Here is a 19,060-nt window from a genome sequence, read left to right as displayed (position 1 = left end):
CAGCGGCAGCCGGCCGGAGTGGGTGGACGGGCTGGACGCCGACGTCACGGTGGTGGCGTGCGACGTCGCCGACCGCGAGGCGCTCGCCGCGCTGCTGGCGGAGCACCCGGTCCGCTCCGTCGTGCACGCGGCCGGCACCCTCGACGACGGGGTCGTCGAGTCGCTGACCCCCGATCGCCTGGACACGGTGTTCGCGCCGAAGGCCGCCGCCTGGCACCTGCACGAACTCACCGAGGACCTCTCGGCGTTCGTGGTCTTCTCCTCCGTGGCGGGCACCATCGGCAGCGCAGGCCAGGGCAACTACGCCGCCGCGAACGCGTTCCTCGACGCCCTCGCCGAGCACCGCCGGGCGGCCGGCCTGCCCGCGCTGTCGCTGGCGTGGGGCGCCTGGGAAGGCGGCATGGCGGGTGCGCTGCCCGAGGCGGACGTCGAGCGCATGCGCCGCGCCGGGCTGCCGCCGATCACCGTCGGGCAGGGCGTCGCGCTGTTCGACGCGGCACTGGCGAGCGACGAGGCCGTTCTGGTCCCGGCGCTCCTGGACCTGTCGGTGCTGCGGGCCCGGGGCGAGGTACGGCCGCTGCTGCGCGGTCTGATCCGTACCCGCGCCAAGCGTTCGGTCGCCGGGTCCGAGACGGCCGTGTCGCTGGTGGCGCGGCTGTCGGCGCGGGCGGACGGCGAGCGTCTCGAAGCGCTGCTGGAGCTGGTGCGCGGCGAGATCGCCGGGGTGCTCGGGCACGCCGGAGCGCACGCCGTCGACGCCGAGCAGCAGTTCGCCGACCTCGGCTTCGACTCGCTCACCGCGGTCGAGCTGCGCAACCGCCTCGGCACGGCGACCGGGCTGCGGCTGCCGGCCACGCTGATCTTCGACTACCCGACCGCCGCCGCCCTCGCCTCTCACATCAAGGGCGAGCTGTTCGGCACCGACGCACCGGCCGCGCTCGTGCCGGTCGCCATGGCGACCCCGGCCGACGACGACCCGATCGTGATCGTCGGCATGGCGTGCCGCTACCCCGGTGACGTCACCACCCCCGACGAACTGTGGCAGCTGGTGCTGGGCGGCACCGACGCGATCAGCGGCTTCCCGGCGAACCGCGGCTGGGACCTGGACGCCCTCTACCACCCCGACCCCGACCACCTGGGCACCTCGTACACCCGCTCGGGCGGCTTCCTGCACGACGCGGCGCTCTTCGACCCCGAGTTCTTCGGCATGTCGCCCCGCGAGGCGCTGGCCACGGACACCCAGCAGCGGCTGCTGATGGAGACGGCGTGGGAGGCGCTGGAGCGGTCCGGCATCGACCCGGTCGCGCTGAAGGGCAGCCGGACCGGCGTCTTCACCGGCCTGATGTACAACGACTACCAGTCCCTCCTCGGCGGCGGTGACCTCGAAGGCCACCAGGGCCAGGGCAGCGCGGGCAGTGTGGCCTCGGGCCGGATGTCGTACGTCTTCGGCTTCGAGGGTCCGGCGGTCACCATCGACACCGCCTGCTCGTCGTCGCTGGTCGCGATGCACTGGGCGATCCAGTCGCTGCGCAGCGGCGAGTGCGACCTCGCGCTCGCGGGCGGTGCGACGGTGATGTCGACGCCGTCGACGTTCATCGAGTTCTCCCGCCAGCGCGGCATCTCCGCGGACGGCCGCTCCAAGGCGTTCTCCGGCTCCGCCGACGGCGTGGGCTGGGCCGAGGGTGTCGGCCAGCTCGTCCTGGAGCGGCAATCCGACGCCCTGCGCAACGGGCACCGCATCCTCGCGGTCGTCCGCGGGTCGGCCGTCAACCAGGACGGTGCGTCGAATGGTCTGACGGCGCCGAACGGGCCTTCGCAGCAGCGCGTCATCCGCCAGGCCCTCGCCTCCGCCGGCCTCACGACGGCGGACGTGGACGCCGTGGAGGCACACGGCACCGGCACCCCGCTGGGCGACCCGATCGAGGCGCAGGCCCTGCTCGCGACCTACGGCCAGGACCGCGACGTTCCGCTCTACCTGGGCTCCGTGAAGTCCAACATCGGGCACTCCCAGGCCGCCGCCGGTGTCGCCGGCGTCATCAAGATGGTGCTCGCGATGCGGCACGGTGTGCTGCCGCGCACCCTGCACATCACCGAACCCTCCTCGCACATCGACTGGGAGGAGGGCTCCGTCGAACTGCTCACCGAGCAGACCGCGTGGCCGGCGGCCGACCGCCCCCGCCGCGCCGGTGTCTCGTCGTTCGGTGTCAGCGGCACCAACGCGCACGTCATCCTGGAGCAAGGCCCCACCGTCACCGAAACCCCGGCCCCGCGCCCCACGGACGGGGACGTCCCCCGGCTGGTGTCCGCCAAGTCCGAGGCCGCGCTGCACGAGCAGCTCGAACGGATCAAGGGCCTGGACGGCGACCCGCTGGACATCGCCCACTCGCTGAACGGCAGGACGACGTTCGAGCACCGCGCCGTCGTCCTCGGCGACGGCCCGGACGACACCGTCACCGGCCGGGCCGGCATCAGCGGCCGCACCGTGTTCGTGTTCCCCGGGCAGGGCTCCCAGTGGATCGGCATGGGCCGTGAACTCCTCGGCTCCCACGAGGCGTTCACCCGCCGCCTCACCGAGTGCGCCGAGGCGCTGCGGCCGTACGTGGACTGGTCACTGCTCGACGTCCTGCGCGAGGAGCAGTCCCTGGAACGGGTCGACGTCGTCCAGCCCGTGCTGTGGGCGGTGATGGTGTCCCTCGCGGAGGTGTGGCGCTCGTACGGAATCGAGCCCGACGCCGTCGTCGGCCACTCCCAGGGCGAGATAGCCGCCGCGGCCGTCGCCGGAGCCCTGAGCCTCGACGACGCCGCGCGCATCGTGGCCCTGCGCAGCCAGGCCGTCGACGAGGCGCTGTCCCGGCGCGGCGGCATGCTGTCCGTGTCGCTGCCCGCCGACCGGATCCGGCCGCGCATCGAGAAGTACGGCGACCGGATCGCCGTGGCCGCGGTCAACGGCCCCGGCTCCACCGTCGTCGCCGGCGAGGTCGCCGCGCTGGAGGAGATCGTCGCCGACTGCCAGGCCGAGGACATCCGCGCCCGCATGATCGCCGTGGACTACGCCTCGCACACCCCGCAGGTGGAGGAGATCCGCGAACGCGTCCTGGCCGACCTCGCCCCGATCACGCCCCGCACCGGTGACGTGCCGTTCTACTCGACCGTCACCGGCACCCGGATCGACACCGCGGGACTCGACGCCGAGTACTGGTTCACCAACCTGCGCCACACCGTGGAGTTCGAGCGGGCGACCCGCGCCCTGCTCGCCGACGGCCACCGCTTCTTCGTCGAGCCGAGCGCCCACCCCGTCCTCACCGTCGGCATCGAGCAGACCCTGGAGGCCGAGGGCGTCGACGCCGTCGCCCTGGGCACCCTGCGGCGCGGCGAGGGCGGCCGGCGACAACTCCTCACCGCCCTGGCGCAGGCGCATGTGCGCGGCCTGACCGTCCGCTGGGACGACCTGTTCACCGGCGGCACGACGGTCGACCTGCCCACCTATGCCTTCCAGCGGCAGCGCTACTGGCCGGCCACCGTGACCGGCGCGGGCGACGCGACGGGCCTCGGCCTCACCGCGGTGGCGCACCCGCTGCTCGGCGCGGCCGTCGACCTGGCCGGCGCCGACGGCATGCTCTTCACCAGCCGCCTGTCCCCGGGCACCCACCCCTGGCTCACCGACCACGCCGTCGGCGGGCGGGTGCTGCTGCCCGGCACGGCATTCGTGGAACTCGCGCTCCGCGCGGGCGACGAGGTCGGCTGCGACCGCCTCGACGAACTCACCATCTCGGCGCCCCTCGTCCTCGACCACGCCGTCCAGCTCCAGGTGTCCGTCACCCCACAGGAGACCTCGCAGGAGAACGGCCGCCACCGCGTCGCGATCCACTCCCGCCCCGACGACGACACACCGTGGACGGAACACGCCTCCGGCACCCTGAGCGACGGCGCGTACACCAGCGACTTCGACGCCGCCGTCTGGCCGCCGACGGGTGCCGAGCGGGTCGACATCGAAGGCTGCTACGACACCTTCACGGACCTCGGCTTCGAGTACGGCCCCGTCTTCCAGGGCCTGCAGGCCGTGTGGCGGCGCGGCGACGAGGTGTTCGCGGAGGTGGCGCTGCCCGAGGAGGTGGAGCCCGGCACCTTCGGCATCCACCCTGCCCTCCTCGACGCCGCCTTGCACGCCGCGCTGCTCACCCGCGACGGCGCCGGACTGCCCTTCGCCTGGGAGGGCGTGTCCCTGCACGCCACCGGCGCCACGACCCTCCGGGTACGCCTCACCCCCCGGGCCGACGGCATGGAGCTCACCTTCGCCGACACCGAGGGCGGCCCCGTCGCGTCCGTCGAGTCCCTCGTCGTACGCCCCCTCGCGCAGACGCCGCTCGACGACATCCACCGGGACGCGCTGTTCCGCGTCGACTGGACGCAGGTCACGCTGCCCGACGCCACATCCGCCGACGTCGCCGACGTCGTGGTCGAACACGCCCTGGGCGCCGATGACACCGGCGACCCCGACGACGTGATCGGGTCCACGCATGCCCTCACCACCCGGGTCCTCGGCCTGCTCCAGGAGTGGATCGCCGAGGAACGCCCCGGCAGGCTCGCCGTCGTCACCCGCCACGGAGACCTCGCCGGGCAGGCGGTGTGGGGCCTGGTGCGCTCCGCGCAGACCGAGCACCCCGGCCGGTTCCAGCTCATCAGCGTCGACAGCGACAGCGACGCCGACCTCGCCGCCGTACCGCCGCAGGCACTCGCCTCCGACGAGCCGCAACTGCGCCTGCGCGACGGCAAGGCGTACGCGCCTCGCCTCGCCCGCGCCGCCGCCGCACAGGACGACATCGCCTGGGCGGGGCCGGTGCTCGTCACCGGCGGCACCGGCGGCCTCGCCGGCGTCATCGCCAGGCACCTCGTCCACCGGCACGGCATCCGCGACCTGGTCCTCGCCAGCCGCAGCGGCCGTACCCCGGAGTGGGTCGCCGAGCTCGACGCGCACGTGGACGTCGTCGCCTGCGACGTCGCCGACCGGGACGCACTCGCCGACCTCCTGGCCCGGCACGAGATCCGCTCCGTCGTGCACACCGCGGGCGTGCTCGACGACGGCGTCGTCGAATCGCTGACGCCGGAGCAGCTCGCCACCGTGCTCAGGCCCAAGGTGGACGCGGCCTGGCACCTGCACGAACTCACCGCGGACCTCTCGGCGTTCGTCGTCTTCTCCTCCGCCGCCGGACTGCTCGGCGGCGCGGGGCAGGGCAACTACGCGGCGGGCAACGCCTTCCTCGACGCCCTCGCCGAGCACCGTCGCGCCCTCGGTCTGCCCGCCGTCTCGCTCGCCTGGGGCACCTGGGACTCCACGGCCGGCCTCACCGGCACCCTCACCGAAGCCGACCGCGAACGCCTCGTGCGCGCCGGAATGCCGCCGCTGTCGGCCGAGCAGGGCACGGCCCTGTTCGATGCTGCCCTCGCCACCGCCGAACCGGTCCTGCTCCCCGCCCGCCTCGACCTCGCGACCCTGCGCGCCCAGGGAGACGTCCCCGCGCTGCTGCGCGGCCTCGTCCGCACCCGGACCCGCCGCACCGCCGTCGGCTCGGCCGCCGCGTCCGGCCTGGTGCAGCGCCTGCGCCCGCTCGGCGACGCCGAACGGATCGACGCGCTGACCGACATCGTCCGCACCCAGGTCGCCGCCGTCCTCGCCCACGCCGACGGCACCACGTTCGACACCTCACGGGCCTTCCGCGACCTCGGCTTCGACTCGCTGACCGCCGTCGACCTGCGCAACCGCCTCGGCAACGTCACCGGGCTGCGGCTGCCGGCCACACTGGTCTTCGACTACCCGACCACCGCCGTGCTCGCCGAGTTCCTGCGCGACGAGCTGTTCGGCAGCGACCAGGCCGCGGCCGTACGCGTGCACACTGCCGTGGACGACGACCCGATCGCCGTCGTCGGCATGGCCTGCCGCTTCCCCGGCGGGGTCACCACCCCGGAGGAGCTGTGGCAGCTCGTCCTGGACGGCACCGACGCCATCTCGGAGTTCCCCGCCGACCGCGGCTGGGACCTGGACGCCCTGTTCGCGGCCGACGCCGAGACCGGCACCTCCGCGACCCGCCTCGGCGGATTCCTGCACGACGCGGGCGAGTTCGACCCGGCGTTCTTCGCCATGTCACCCCGTGAGGCCCTCGCCACCGACGCCCAGCAGCGCCTGCTGCTGGAAACGTCCTGGGAGTCCCTGGAACGAGCCGGCATCGACCCGCTCTCGCTGCGCGGCAGCGCGACCGGGGTGTTCGCCGGCGTGATGTACAACGACTACGCCCAGCTCCTCGGCACCGAGTTCGAGGGCTACCACGGCACCGGCAGCTCCCCCTCCGTCGCCTCGGGCCGCGTCTCGTACGTGCTCGGCCTGGAAGGCCCCGCCGTGTCCATCGACACCGCGTGCTCGTCGTCGCTGGTCGCCACCCACCTCGCCGTGCAGTCCCTGCGACAGGGCGAGTGCGACCTCGCCCTCGCCGGCGGCGTCGCGATCATGTCGACGCCGGCCACCTTCGTCGAGATCTCCCGCCAACGCGGCGTCTCGGCGGACGGCCGCTCGAAGGCCTTCTCCGACGACGCCGACGGCACCGGGTTCTCCGAGGGCGTGGGCATGGTCGTGCTGGAGCGGCTGTCGGATGCGGTGCGCAACGGGCATCGGGTGCTGGCCGTGGTGCGGGGCTCGGCGGTGAATCAGGACGGTGCGTCGAATGGTCTGACGGCGCCGAACGGTCCGTCGCAGCAGCGGGTGATCCGGCAGGCGCTGGCTTCCGCCGGTCTTTCGACTGCGGATGTGGACGCGGTGGAGGCGCACGGTACGGGGACGTCGCTCGGCGACCCGATCGAGGCGCAAGCCCTGTTGGCCACGTACGGCCAGGACCGTGATGTACCGCTCTACCTGGGCTCCGTGAAGTCCAACATCGGGCACACCCAGTCGGCGGCGGGTGTTGCCGGCATGATCAAGATGATCAAGGCCCTGGAGCACGGGGTGCTGCCGCGGACGTTGCATGTCACCGAGCCGTCGTCGCATGTGGATTGGGCTGCGGGTTCGGTGGAGTTGTTGACGTCGGCGGTGGAGTGGCCCGGTGGGGAGCGTCCGCGTCGGGCGGGTGTGTCGTCGTTCGGTATCAGCGGGACGAACGCGCATCTGATCCTGGAGGCGGCTGTCCCCGAGGTGTCGGCGGAGTCCGGTGCCGTGGCTTCGGGGCTTGGGGTTCCGTGGGTGGTGTCGGCGCGGTCTGAGCGGTCGTTGGATGCTCAGGTTGCGCGGTCGGAGGCTCTTGGGGCCGACAGCGTCGATGTGGGCTGGTCTTTGCTGGGGCGGTCGGTGTTTGATCACCGGGCGGTTCTGGTTGGCGGGCAGTTGGTGCGGGGTGTGGCCGGTGAGGCCGGCCCTGGTCCGGTGTTCGTGTTCCCCGGTCAGGGCTCGCAGTGGGCGGGGATGGCGGTCGAACTGCTGGATTCCTCCGAGGTGTTCGCGCACTGGATGGCCGAGTGCGACCGGGTGATCGGGTCCTTCGTGGACTGGTCGGTCGTGGATGTGCTGCGGGGTGATGCGGAGCTGTTGGAGCGCATCGAGATCTTGCAGCCGGTGTTGTTCGCGGTGATGGTGTCGTTGGCGCAGACGTGGCGGTCGTTCGGTGTGGAGCCGGGCGCGGTGGTGGGTCATTCGCAGGGTGAGATCGCGGCGGCTTTCGTGGCGGGTGCGTTGAGCCTTGAGGATGCCGTGCGGATCGTGGTGCTGCGCAGTCAGCTGTTCGCGGACGAACTCGTCGGCCGTGGTGCGGTCGCTTCGGTGGCGCTGCCGGTGGAGGAAGTCCGTCTACTGATCGAGGCCTGGCCGGGACTGTCGGTGGCCGGGATCAACGGTCCGAATGCGTGCACGGTGGCTGGTCCGGAGGCTGAGCTGGGCGAGTTCGTGGATGTGTGTGTGGGCCGGGGTGAGCGGGCGCGGATCGTGCCTTCGACGGTGGCGTCGCATGGTCCGCAGGTGGAGCCGTTGCGGGAGCGTCTGCTGGAGCTGCTGGCGGGGACGACTCCCCGGTCGGCGGGTATCCCGTTCTACTCGGCGGTGAGCGGTGAGCGGATCGACACGATCGAACTGGGGCCGGAGTACTGGTACTTGAATGCCCGTCGGCCGATTGAGTTCGCGAAGGTCACCCGGGCGTTGATCGATGACGGTTACCGCGTGTTCGTCGAGTCCAGTGCGCATCCGGTGCTGACGATGCCGCTGCAGTCCACCGCGGATGATCATGGCGTGGCGGATGTCGTGGCGGTCGGTTCCCTGCGCCGGGACCAGGGTGGCCCGGCCAGGTTCGCTCTCTCCCTCGGAGAGGTGTGGGCCGCGGGCATCGAGGTCGACTGGCAGGTGTTCTACGAAGGCACCGGAGCCCGCCGCATCGACCTCCCCACCTACGCTTTCGACCGCCAGCGCTACTGGCCGGAACCCCTGCGACCGGGTGCGGCCGAGAGCGACCCCGTCGACGCGGAGTTCTGGACCCTCGTCGACAACGGCGAGCTGGACACCATCGGCATCACCGACGAAACGCTCGCCGACACGCTGCGGACCTGGCGTGCCCAGCGCAAGGCCCGTTCCACCATCGGCGGTTGGCGCTACCGCGACCAGTGGGCGCCCGTCACGGTGTCCGGGACGCCGTCCGGGACATGGCTCGTCGTCACCCCGGCCGGCGTGACCGATGCCGACGTGATCGCGGCCGTCGGCGCGCACGCGGACGTCGTACGGGTCGAGGTCGACGCGGATGCCGACCGGGACCGACTCGCCGCCCGGCTGGTGGACCTCGCGGTCGCGCCGAGCGGAGTGGTGGCCCTGACCGGCCTCATCGGTACGCCGGACCACCCGACCGGTCTCGCCCTGACTGTCACGCTGCTGCAGGCGCTGGCCGATGCGGGCATCTCCGCGCCGGTGTGGGCGGTCACCCGGCAGGCGGTGTACGACGAGGTCGCGCACCCGACGCAGACCGCGCTGTGGGGACTCGGCCGGGTCGCCGCACTCGAACTGCCGTACCGCTGGGGCGGGTTGATCGACCTGCCGGAGGAGATGGACGACCGGGCCGCGACGCGTTTCGTGGCGGTGCTCACCGGCACCGAGGACCAGGTCGCCGTCCGGCAGGGCGGTGTCTTCGCCCGACGCCTGGTGCGGGCCACGGCCCAGAACGGGCCGGAGTTCCGCACCACCGGCACCGCTCTGATCACCGGCGGAACCGGCGCGCTGGGCGGCCATGTCGCCCGCTGGCTGGTCGAGGCCGGAGCCGAGCACGTCGTACTGACCAGCCGCCGCGGTGCCGCGGCGCCCGGTGCGCAGGAGCTGCGGGCCGAACTGGAGGCGCTCGGTGCCCGGGTGACGATCGAGGCCTGCGACGCGGCGGACCGCGCCGCGCTCGAAGCCGTCGTGAACGGTGTCGACGACCTGACCGTCGTCGTGCACGCGGCGGGCGTCGGCACGGGTGACGCACCGGTCGGCGAGCTGTCGTTCGACGCCGTCACCGGCATCCTGGACGCCAAGATGGCGGCGGCCTGGCACCTGCACGAGCTGGCGCCGGACGCCAGGTTCATCCTGTTCTCGTCCGGCGCGGCGAGCTGGGGCAGCGGCGGACAGCCCGCCTACGCGGCCGCCAACGCCTACCTCGACGGGCTCGCCCGACTGCGCCGCGCCCAGGGCCGCCACGCCCTGTCCATCGCGTGGGGTGCGTGGGCCGACGCGGGCATGGCCGCCGACCACGGCCTGTACGACGAGCTGGCCCGCCGTGGCATCGGGTCGATGGCGCCCGAGCTGGCGATGGCCGTGCTGCGGCAGGCGGTCGCCGACGACCAGACGCAGCTCACCGTCACCGACATCGACTGGGCGACGTTCGCCCCGAGCTTCACCGCCGAGCGGCCGAGCCCCCTGCTCAACGGCATCGCGGAAGTACGCCAGGCCCTCGCCGACAGCCCGGTGGAACGGGACGAGTCGGCCCTCAAACAGCGGCTCTCCGCGCTGTCCGCCGTGGAGCGCGACCGGGCCCTGCTCGACCTCGTGCGCACCGAGGCCGCCAAGACCCTGGGCTACGCGGAGACCGACACGTTGCCGGCCGGGCGGGCCTTCCGCGAGCTGGGCTTCGACTCGGTGACCGCCGTCGAGATGTGCAACAAGCTCAAGGCCGTCACCGGCCTGCCGCTGCCCACGACCGTGGTGTTCGACCACCCGACCGCGACCGCGCTGGCGGGCTACCTGCGGGAGGAACTCTTCGGCAGGACCGACGCCCCCGCCGAGGTGCGTGCCGCCACGGCCGCCTCCGACGACCCGATCGCGATCGTCGGCATCGGCTGCCGCTACCCCGGTGGCGTCACCCGGCCGGAGGAGCTGTGGCAGCTCGTGTCCGACGGCCGCGACGCCGTCTCCGGCTTCCCCACCGACCGTGGCTGGGACCTGGACAGCCTGGCCAGCGCCACGTTCGAGGGCGGATTCCTCGACGCCGTCGCGGACTTCGACGCCGGCTTCTTCGGGATCTCGCCGCGTGAGGCCGTCGTCATGGACCCGCAGCAGCGTCTGCTCCTGGAGACCTCCTGGGAGGCGCTGGAGCGTGCGGGCATCGACCCGGTCACGCTCAAGGGCAGTCCCACCGGTGTCTTCGTCGGTACGACAGGACAGGACTACGAGTCGCTGCTGAACCGCTCGGTGGAGGAGACCGGCCCCTACGCCACCACCGCGTTCTCCGCGAGCGTGCTGTCCGGCCGTATCTCCTACCTGCTCGGCCTGGAGGGCCCGGCCGTCACCGTCGACACCGCCTGCTCGTCGTCGCTGGTCGCGATGCACTGGGCGGCGCAGGCGCTGCGCAGCGGCGAGTGCGACCTCGCGCTCGCCGGCGGTGTCGCGGTGATGACCACGCCGAACGCCTACTCCGCCTTCACCGCCACCGGAGGTCTCGCCCCCGACGGCCGCTGCAAGGCGTTCGCCGACGCCGCCGACGGCACCGGCTGGTCCGAGGGCGCGGGCGTGATCCTGCTGGAGCGCCTGTCCGACGCCCGGCGCAACGGCCACGAAGTCCTCGCCGTTCTGCGCGGCTCGGCCGTCAACCAGGACGGTGCGTCGAATGGTCTGACGGCGCCGAACGGGCCGTCGCAGCAGCGGGTGATCCGGCAGGCCCTCGCCAACGCCGGGCTCTCCGGGGGCGACGTCGACGTGGTCGAGGCGCACGGCACCGGCACCACGCTCGGCGACCCCATCGAGGCGGGCGCGGTGCTCGCCACGTACGGCCAGGACCGCGAGACACCGGTCCTGCTGGGCTCCATCAAGTCCAATATCGGCCACCCGCAGTCGGCCGGCGGCGTCGCCGGCGTCATCAAGATGGTCATGGCGCTCCGGCACGGAGTCGTACCCCGCACCCTGCACGTCGACGCGCCGTCCACCAACGTCGAGTGGGGGACCGGCAGCGTCGAACTCCTCACCGAACGCCGTGACTGGCCGGCCACCGGCCGCGCCCGCCGGGCCGGGGTGTCGTCGTTCGGCGTCAGCGGCACCAACGCGCACGTGATCATCGAGCAGGCGCCGGAGTCCGCCCCGGAGCCGGATGAGCCGGTGCGCGTGACGCCGGGTGTCGTCCCGGTCCTCGTGTCGGGCCGCACCGAGCAGGCTCTCGCCGACCAGGTCGCCCGCCTCGCCGCGGTCGATGCCGGTCCCCTCGACATCGCCTACTCCCTCGCCACCGGTCGTAGCCGGTTCGAGCACCGGGTGGTCCTCGCGGACGGAGCGGAGATCGCCCGGGGCGAGGCCACCGAGCAGCAGCTCGCGTTCCTGTTCTCCGGGCAGGGGGCGCAACGGCTGGGCATGGGCCGGGAGTTGTACGAGCGGTTCCCCGTCTTCGCGGGCGCGCTGGACGACGTACTCACCCACCTGGACCCGCAGTTGCGCGAGGTGATGTGGGGTGCGGGCGCGGAGCTGCTGAACCAGACCCGTCACACCCAGCCCGCGCTGTTCGCCCTCCAGGTGGCCCTCTACCGGCTGACGGAGTGGCTCGGTGTGCGGGCCGATCAGCTGGCGGGCCATTCCATCGGTGAGATCGCGGCCGCGCATGTGGCCGGGGTGCTGTCGCTGGAGGACGCCTGCACGCTGGTGTCGGAGCGGGCCCGGCTGATGCAGGCGCTGCCCGCGGGCGGCGCGATGCTGGCGATCGAGGCCACGGAGGAGGAAGCCGCCGCGCATCTCACCGACGGTGTGTCGATCGCGGCCGTCAACGGGCCGACGTCCGTGGTGATCGCGGGCGACGCGGCCGAGGTCGAGCGGATCGCCGAACACTTCGCCGACCGCAGGACCAAGCGGCTGCCGGTCAGCCACGCCTTCCACTCGCCGCTGATGGAACCGATGCTGGACGACTTCCGTGCGGTGGTCGGCGGCCTGACGTTCCACGAGCCGGCGATCCCGGTCGTGACGACGGGTGACGTGACCGACCCCGACTACTGGGTCCGTCATGTCCGTGCGGCGGTGCGGTTCCACGACAACGTCACGGCGCTGCGCGAGGCGGGCACCACGGCGTTCCTGGAGATCGGCCCTGACGGTGTGCTGTCCGCGATGGTCGCCGAGACGGCCCCGGATGCCGTGATCACCCCGGTGCTGCGCAAGGACCGCGACGAGGAGTCCGCGCTGATCACAGGCCTGGCGCGGCTGCACGTGAGCGGCGTGACCGTGGACTGGGTGCCGCTGTTCGCCGGTACCGGCGCCCGCCGCGTGGACCTGCCGACGTACGCCTTCCAGCACGAGCGCTACTGGCCGACGCTGCTGGAGGCCACCGCCTCCGCGCAGCCCGCCGTGGACTCCTGGCGGCACCGCGAGTCCTGGACTCCGGTCACGCCGACGGGCTCGGTCACCGGCACCTGGCTGGTCGTGGTGCCGGCCGGTCTGGCCGACGACGCGTGGGCCGTCGAGGTCGCCGCGGCGGTCGGCGGCACGATCGTCGAGGAACTGCCCGAAACGCCGTACGACGGCGTCGTCTCGCTGCTGGCACTGTCGGACGGCACCGACGCGGGCGGTGTCCCGGCCGGCGTGTCCGGCACGCTGGAACTCGTCCGGACGCTGGCGCGCCGCGGCATCGCCGCCCCGGTGTGGGCGGTCACACGCGGCGCGGTCTCGGTCGCGGGCGAGCCGATCGCCGACGTGGGACAGAGCGCTGTCTGGGGCCTCGGCCGCGTCGCCGCGCTCGAACTGCCCGTTCAGTGGGGCGGCCTGGTCGACGTACAGGGTGCACCCGAGCTGCTCGCCGCCGTACTCACGGGCGACGAGGACCAGGTGGCCGTCCGACCCGAAGGCGTCTTCGCCCGCCGATACGGCAAGGCACCGCGCCCGGCCGGTACGGCTTGGCAGCCGACCGGCACCGTCCTGATCACCGGCGGTACCGGCGCGCTCGGCGCGCACGTCGCCCGTGACCTCGCCAAGCGGGGCGTGGAGCGGGTCGTTCTGGCCAGCCGCCGGGGCCTGGACGCGCCCGGCGCCGCCGCGCTGCGGGACGAACTGCGCGAGCACGTACGGGCCGACGTGGTGGCCTGCGACGTCGCCGACCGCGACGCCGTCCGCGCCCTCCTCGCCGACCTGCCCGGACTCACCGCCGTCGTGCACACCGCCGGTGTGCTGGACGACGGAGTGATCGAGTCGCTGACGCCGCAGCGGTTCGCGGACGTGTTCCGCGCCAAGGTCGCCTCCGCGCTCGTCCTCGACGAGCTGACGCGCGAGCTGGACCTCGATGCGTTCGTCCTGTTCTCGTCCCTCGCCGGCGCGATCGGCAACCCCGGCCAGGCCAACTACGCCGCCGCCAACACCGTCCTGGACGCCCTCGCCACCCGGCGCCGGACCGACGGCCACGCCGCGACCTCCATTGCCTGGGGCGCCTGGGCCGGAGCCGGCATGGCCGCAGGGGAGGGTGTCGGCGCCGACCTGCAGGGCCTCGCCATGAACCCCGCCCTCGCCGTGGAGGCGATGTGGCGGGCCGTCGGCGAACCCGACGCGACCATCGGCATCGCGATCCTGCCGGACGCCGTGCCCGCGGCCGCGAGCCGGGCACGCGAGCCGCGCGGCGACGCCGGCCTGCTCGCCAGGCTGCAGGACGCGGACGAGCCGCTGGACGTGATGCTCGACGTCGTCCGCACGGCCGTCGCGGCAGTGCTCGGCTACGCCGGCCCGTCCGCCGTGGGCGTCACCAAGCCCTTCAGCGGCCTCGGCTTCGACTCACTCACCGCCGTCGAACTGCGCAACAAGCTGGGCACGGCAACCGGGCGCAACCTGCCCGCGAGCCTCGTCTACGACTACCCGACGCCCCGCGCGCTCGCCGAGCACCTGCTCCACGAGGTGCTCGGAGTCGCCGCCGACGCCGCCGTGGTCGCCCGCGGTCCCGTGCGCGACGACGAGCCGATCGCCATCGTCGGCATGTCCTGCCGGTTCGCCGGCGGGGTGACGACGCCCGAGGAGTTCTGGGAGATGCTGGTCGAGGGACGCGACGGCATGGGCGCGTTCCCGACCGACCGCGGCTGGGACGTCGAGTCGGTGCTGGCGACGAGCGTCACCAGCGAGGCCGGATTCCTCGACGGCAGCGCGGACTTCGACCCCGCGTTCTTCGGCATCGCCCCGCGCGAGGCGCTGGCGATGGACCCGCAGCAGCGGTTCCTGCTGGAGACGACCTGGGAGGCACTGGAGCGCGTCGGCGTCGACCCGGACTCCCTGCGATCCACCCCGACCGGCGTGTTCGTCGGCACGAACGGCCAGGACTACGCGACGCTGCTCACCAACTCCGCCGAGGACACCGAGGGCCATGCCGCCACCGGTCTCGCGGCGAGCGTGATCTCCGGCCGCCTCTCCTACACCTTCGGCTTCGAGGGCCCGGCCGTCACCGTCGACACCGCCTGCTCCGCGTCCCTGGTGGCGATCCACCTGGCCACCCAGGCGCTGCGTGGCGGCGAGTGCACGCTCGCCGTCGCCGGCGGCGCGACCATCATGACCACCCCGCTCGCCTTCGCCGAACTCACCCGCCAGGGCGCCCTCGCCAAGAACGGCCGCTCGAAGGCCTTCTCCGACGACGCCGACGGCGCGGGCTGGTCCGAGGGCGTCGGCATGGTGGTCATGGAGCGGCTGTCGGATGCGGTGCGCAACGGGCATCGGGTGCTGGCGGTGGTGCGTGGGTCTGCGGTGAATCAGGATGGTGCGTCGAATGGTCTGACGGCGCCGAATGGTCCGTCGCAGCAGCGGGTGATCCGGCAGGCGCTGGCTTCGGCCGGTCTTTCGACTGCGGATGTGGACGCGGTGGAGGCGCACGGTACGGGGACGTCGCTCGGCGACCCGATCGAGGCGCAGGCCCTGCTGGCCACGTACGGCCAGGACCGCGAACAGCCCCTCCTGCTCGGCTCCGTGAAGTCCAACATCGGCCACACCCAGGCCGCCGCCGGCGTCGCCGGTGTCATCAAGATGGTGCTGGCCCTGCAACACGGAGTGCTGCCACGGACGTTGCATGTCACCGAGCCGTCGTCGCATGTGGATTGGGCTGCGGGTTCGGTGGAGTTGTTGACGTCGGCGGTGGAGTGGCCCGGTGGGGAGCGTCCGCGTCGGGCGGGTGTGTCGTCGTTCGGTATCAGCGGGACGAACGCGCATCTGATCCTGGAGGCGGCCGCCGTCGGCTCCGAGGAGGCTGTTGCTGAGCCGGTGCCTTCGGGGCTTGGGGTTCCGTGGGTGGTGTCGGCGCGGTCTGAGCGGTCGTTGGATGCTCAGGTTGCGCGGTTGGAGGCTCTTGGGGCCGACAGCGTCGATGTCGGGTGGTCTCTGCTGGGGCGGTCGGTGTTTGATCACCGGGCGGTTCTGGTTGGCGGGCAGTTGGTGCGGGGTGTGGCCGGTGAGGCCGGCCCCGGTCCGGTGTTCGTGTTCCCCGGGCAGGGCTCGCAGTGGGCCGGTATGGCGGTCGAACTACTCGACTCCTCCGAGGTGTTCGCGCACTGGATGGCCGAGTGCGATCGGGTGATCGGTTCCTTCGTGGACTGGTCGGTCATCGATGTGCTGCGGGGTGATGCGGAGCTGCTGGAGCGCATCGAGATTCTGCAGCCGGTGTTGTTCGCGGTGATGGTGTCGTTGGCGCAGACGTGGCGGTCGTTCGGTGTGGAGCCGGGCGCGGTGGTGGGTCATTCGCAGGGTGAGATCGCGGCGGCTTTCGTGGCGGGTGCGTTGAGCCTTGAGGATGCCGTGCGGATCGTGGTGCTGCGCAGCCAGCTGTTCGCGGACGAGCTGGTCGGCCGGGGCGCGGTCGCCTCGGTGGTGCTCCCGGTCGAGGCGGTGCGTGAACTCATCGGTCGCTGGGCTGGGTTGTCGGTGGCCGGGATCAATGGCCCGAACGCCTGCACGGTGGCTGGTCCGGAGGCTGAGCTGGGCGAGTTCGTGGACGTGTGCGTGGGCCGGGGTGAGCGGGCGCGGATCGTGCCTTCGACGGTGGCGTCGCACGGCCCGCAGGTGGAGCCGCTGCGCGAACGCCTGCTGGAGATGCTGGCGGAGACGACCCCCCGGTCGGCCGGTATCCCGTTCTACTCGGCGGTGACCGGTGAGCGGATCGACACGACGGAACTGGGCCCGGAGTACTGGTACTTGAACGCCCGCAGGCCGATCGAGTTCGCGAAGGTCACCCGCGCGTTGATCGACGACGGCTACCGCGTGTTCGTCGAGTCCAGCGCCCACCCGGTGCTGACCATGCCGCTGCAGTCCACCGCCGACGACCACGGCGCGGCGGACGTCGTCGCGGTCGGTTCCCTGCGCCGGGACCAGGGCGGCCCGACCAGGTTCGCCCTCTCCCTGGGCGAGGCATGGGCCGCGGGCATCGAGGTCGACTGGCAGGTGTTCTACGAAGGCACCGGAGCCCGCCGCATCGACCTCCCCACCTACGCCTTCGACCGCCAGCGCTACTGGCCCAAGGCGGCCGTCAGCTCGGGCGCGGCCGACCCGGTCGACGCCGAGTTCTGGACCCTCGTCGACAGCGGTGACCTCGCTTCCGCGCTTGATGTGGACCCGGACGCGGCGGCGGCCGTGGCGCCCGCGCTGTCCGCATGGCGTGGGCGGCAGAAGGCCCAGTCCACCGTGGACTCGTGGCGGTACCAGGATTCCTGGGAGCGGCTGCGCGGTGTCCCCGTCGCCGGTATCACGGGGACCTGGCTCGCCCTCGTTCCGGCCGGCATCGACGGGGCGGACCAGGCCGACAAGGCATGGACCGAGTCCGTGCTCGCGCCGCTCGGCGCCGACGTCGTACGCATCGATGTCGCACCGGACACCGAACGGGCAACCCTCGCCGCCCGGTTGGCCGGTCTTGAGCCCGCCGGAGTGCTGTCCCTGCTCGGTACGGCCGACCGGCCGTACCCCGGGTTCGACGCCACGTCGTCGGGCCTGGCGCTGTCGGTACTGCTCGTGCAGGCGCTCGGCGACGCCGGGATCACGGCGCCGCTGTGGGCCGTGACCCGGGGAGCGGTCACGACCGGCGCCGACGACACGGTCACCAGCCCCGCCCAGACGGCGCTGTGGGGACTCGGCCGGGTCGCGGCCCTGGACCTGCCGCACCGGTGGGGCGGCCTGGTCGACCTTCCCGAGGAGATCGACGACCGTATCGCCGAGGGCCTGGTCGCCGCGCTCAGCAACGGGGGTGGAGAGGATCAGCTCGCCGTGCGCGCCTCCGGCGTTCACGGTCGGCGGCTGGTGCCCGCGCCGCGTGGGCAGCGGGGCGAGGAGTGGCAGCCGCGCGGCACGGTGCTCATCACCGGTGGCACCGGCGCGCTCGGCGGTCATGTCGCCCGCTGGGTCGTCGACGCCGGCGCTGAGCACGTCGTCCTCACCAGCCGTCGCGGGGCCGCGGCGCCCGGCGCGCAGGAGCTGCGGGCCGAGCTCGAAGCGCTCGGCGCCCGGGTCACGCTCGCGGCCTGCGACGCCTCCGACCGGGCGGCGCTGGCCGCGCTGCTGGAGCAGATCCCGGCCGAGCACCCGCTCAGGGGGGTCGTGCACGCGGCCGGTGTCGTCGAGGGCAACGCTCCAACCGACGCGCTCGGCATCGACCAGCTCGACCGGCTGCTGCGGGCCAAGACGACGTCCGCGTGGAACCTGCACGAACTCACCGCGGACAACCCGGAGATCGAGGCGTTCATCCTCTTCTCGTCCGGTGCGGCGAGCTGGGGCAGCGGGGCACAGCCCGCCTACGCGGCGGCCAACGCCTACCTGGACGGCCTCGCGCACCACCGCCACGGTCTGGGCCTCGCGGCCACGTCCGTCGCGTGGGGTGCCTGGGCGGACAGCGGCATGGCCGCCGAGAACGCCGAGGGCGCGGAGCAACTGCGCCGCCGCGGCCTGCACACCATGGCGCCGGAGCTCGCGATCAGGGCACTGCGGCAGGCGGTCGCCGACGGCCGGACGCAGCTCACCGTCACCAACACCGACTGGGAGAAGTTCGCGCCCAGCTTCACCGCACAGCGGCCCAGCCCGCTGCTCGACGGCATCCCGGATGTGCGCAGGCTGGCCGAAGCCGAGGCGCAGCAGCCGTCCGACTCCGGGTTCAAGGAGCGGCTGGCCGCGCTGCCCGCGTCCGAGCGCGGCCGGGTCCTGCTCGACCTGGTCCGCGCCGAGGCCGCAGCGACGCTCGGCTACGACGAGGCCGACGCGTTCTCGGCGAACCGGGCCTTCCGCGACGTCGGCTTCGACTCGGTGATGGCCGTCGACCTGCGCAACCGGCTGAAGGCGGCCACCGGGGTGGCGCTGCCCGCGACCCTGGTCTTCGACCACCCGACCCCGGCGGCCCTGGCGCAGTTCATCCGCACCGAGCTGCTGGGCGAGACGGGCGAGCAGCGGGCGGACGATCCCGAGGCGCACATCCGCGAGACCCTCGCCTCGATCCCGATCAGCCGACTGCGCAAGGCCGGCCTGCTGGATCTCGTGCTCCAACTTGCACAAGACAGTGGGGAAATCACGAGCACTGATTCTGTTGTGCTTGATCCCGAGGCGGACTCGATCGACGACCTCGACGGCGAAGCACTGCTGCGCCTGGCGACCGAGAACTCCGGGAACTGA

The 19,060-nt window shown here is 72.9% G+C and carries 1 protein-coding gene (only partly in view); it reads left to right on the top strand.

Annotated elements, in window-relative coordinates; translation table 11 throughout:
• Positions 1-19,060: the 3' portion of a type I polyketide synthase gene (locus QQM39_RS02305; RefSeq protein ID WP_301994893.1), read on the top strand. It extends 8,867 nt beyond the left edge of the window; only the last 19,060 of its 27,927 coding nucleotides appear in the window; its start codon lies beyond the left edge, outside the window; the stop codon is at positions 19,058-19,060.

The organism is Streptomyces sp. DT2A-34 (genome assembly GCF_030499515.1).
Classification (GTDB): domain Bacteria; phylum Actinomycetota; class Actinomycetes; order Streptomycetales; family Streptomycetaceae; genus Streptomyces.
Note: the sequence above shows the minus strand (reverse complement) of the source record. Positions and strands in the feature narration are given on the sequence as shown.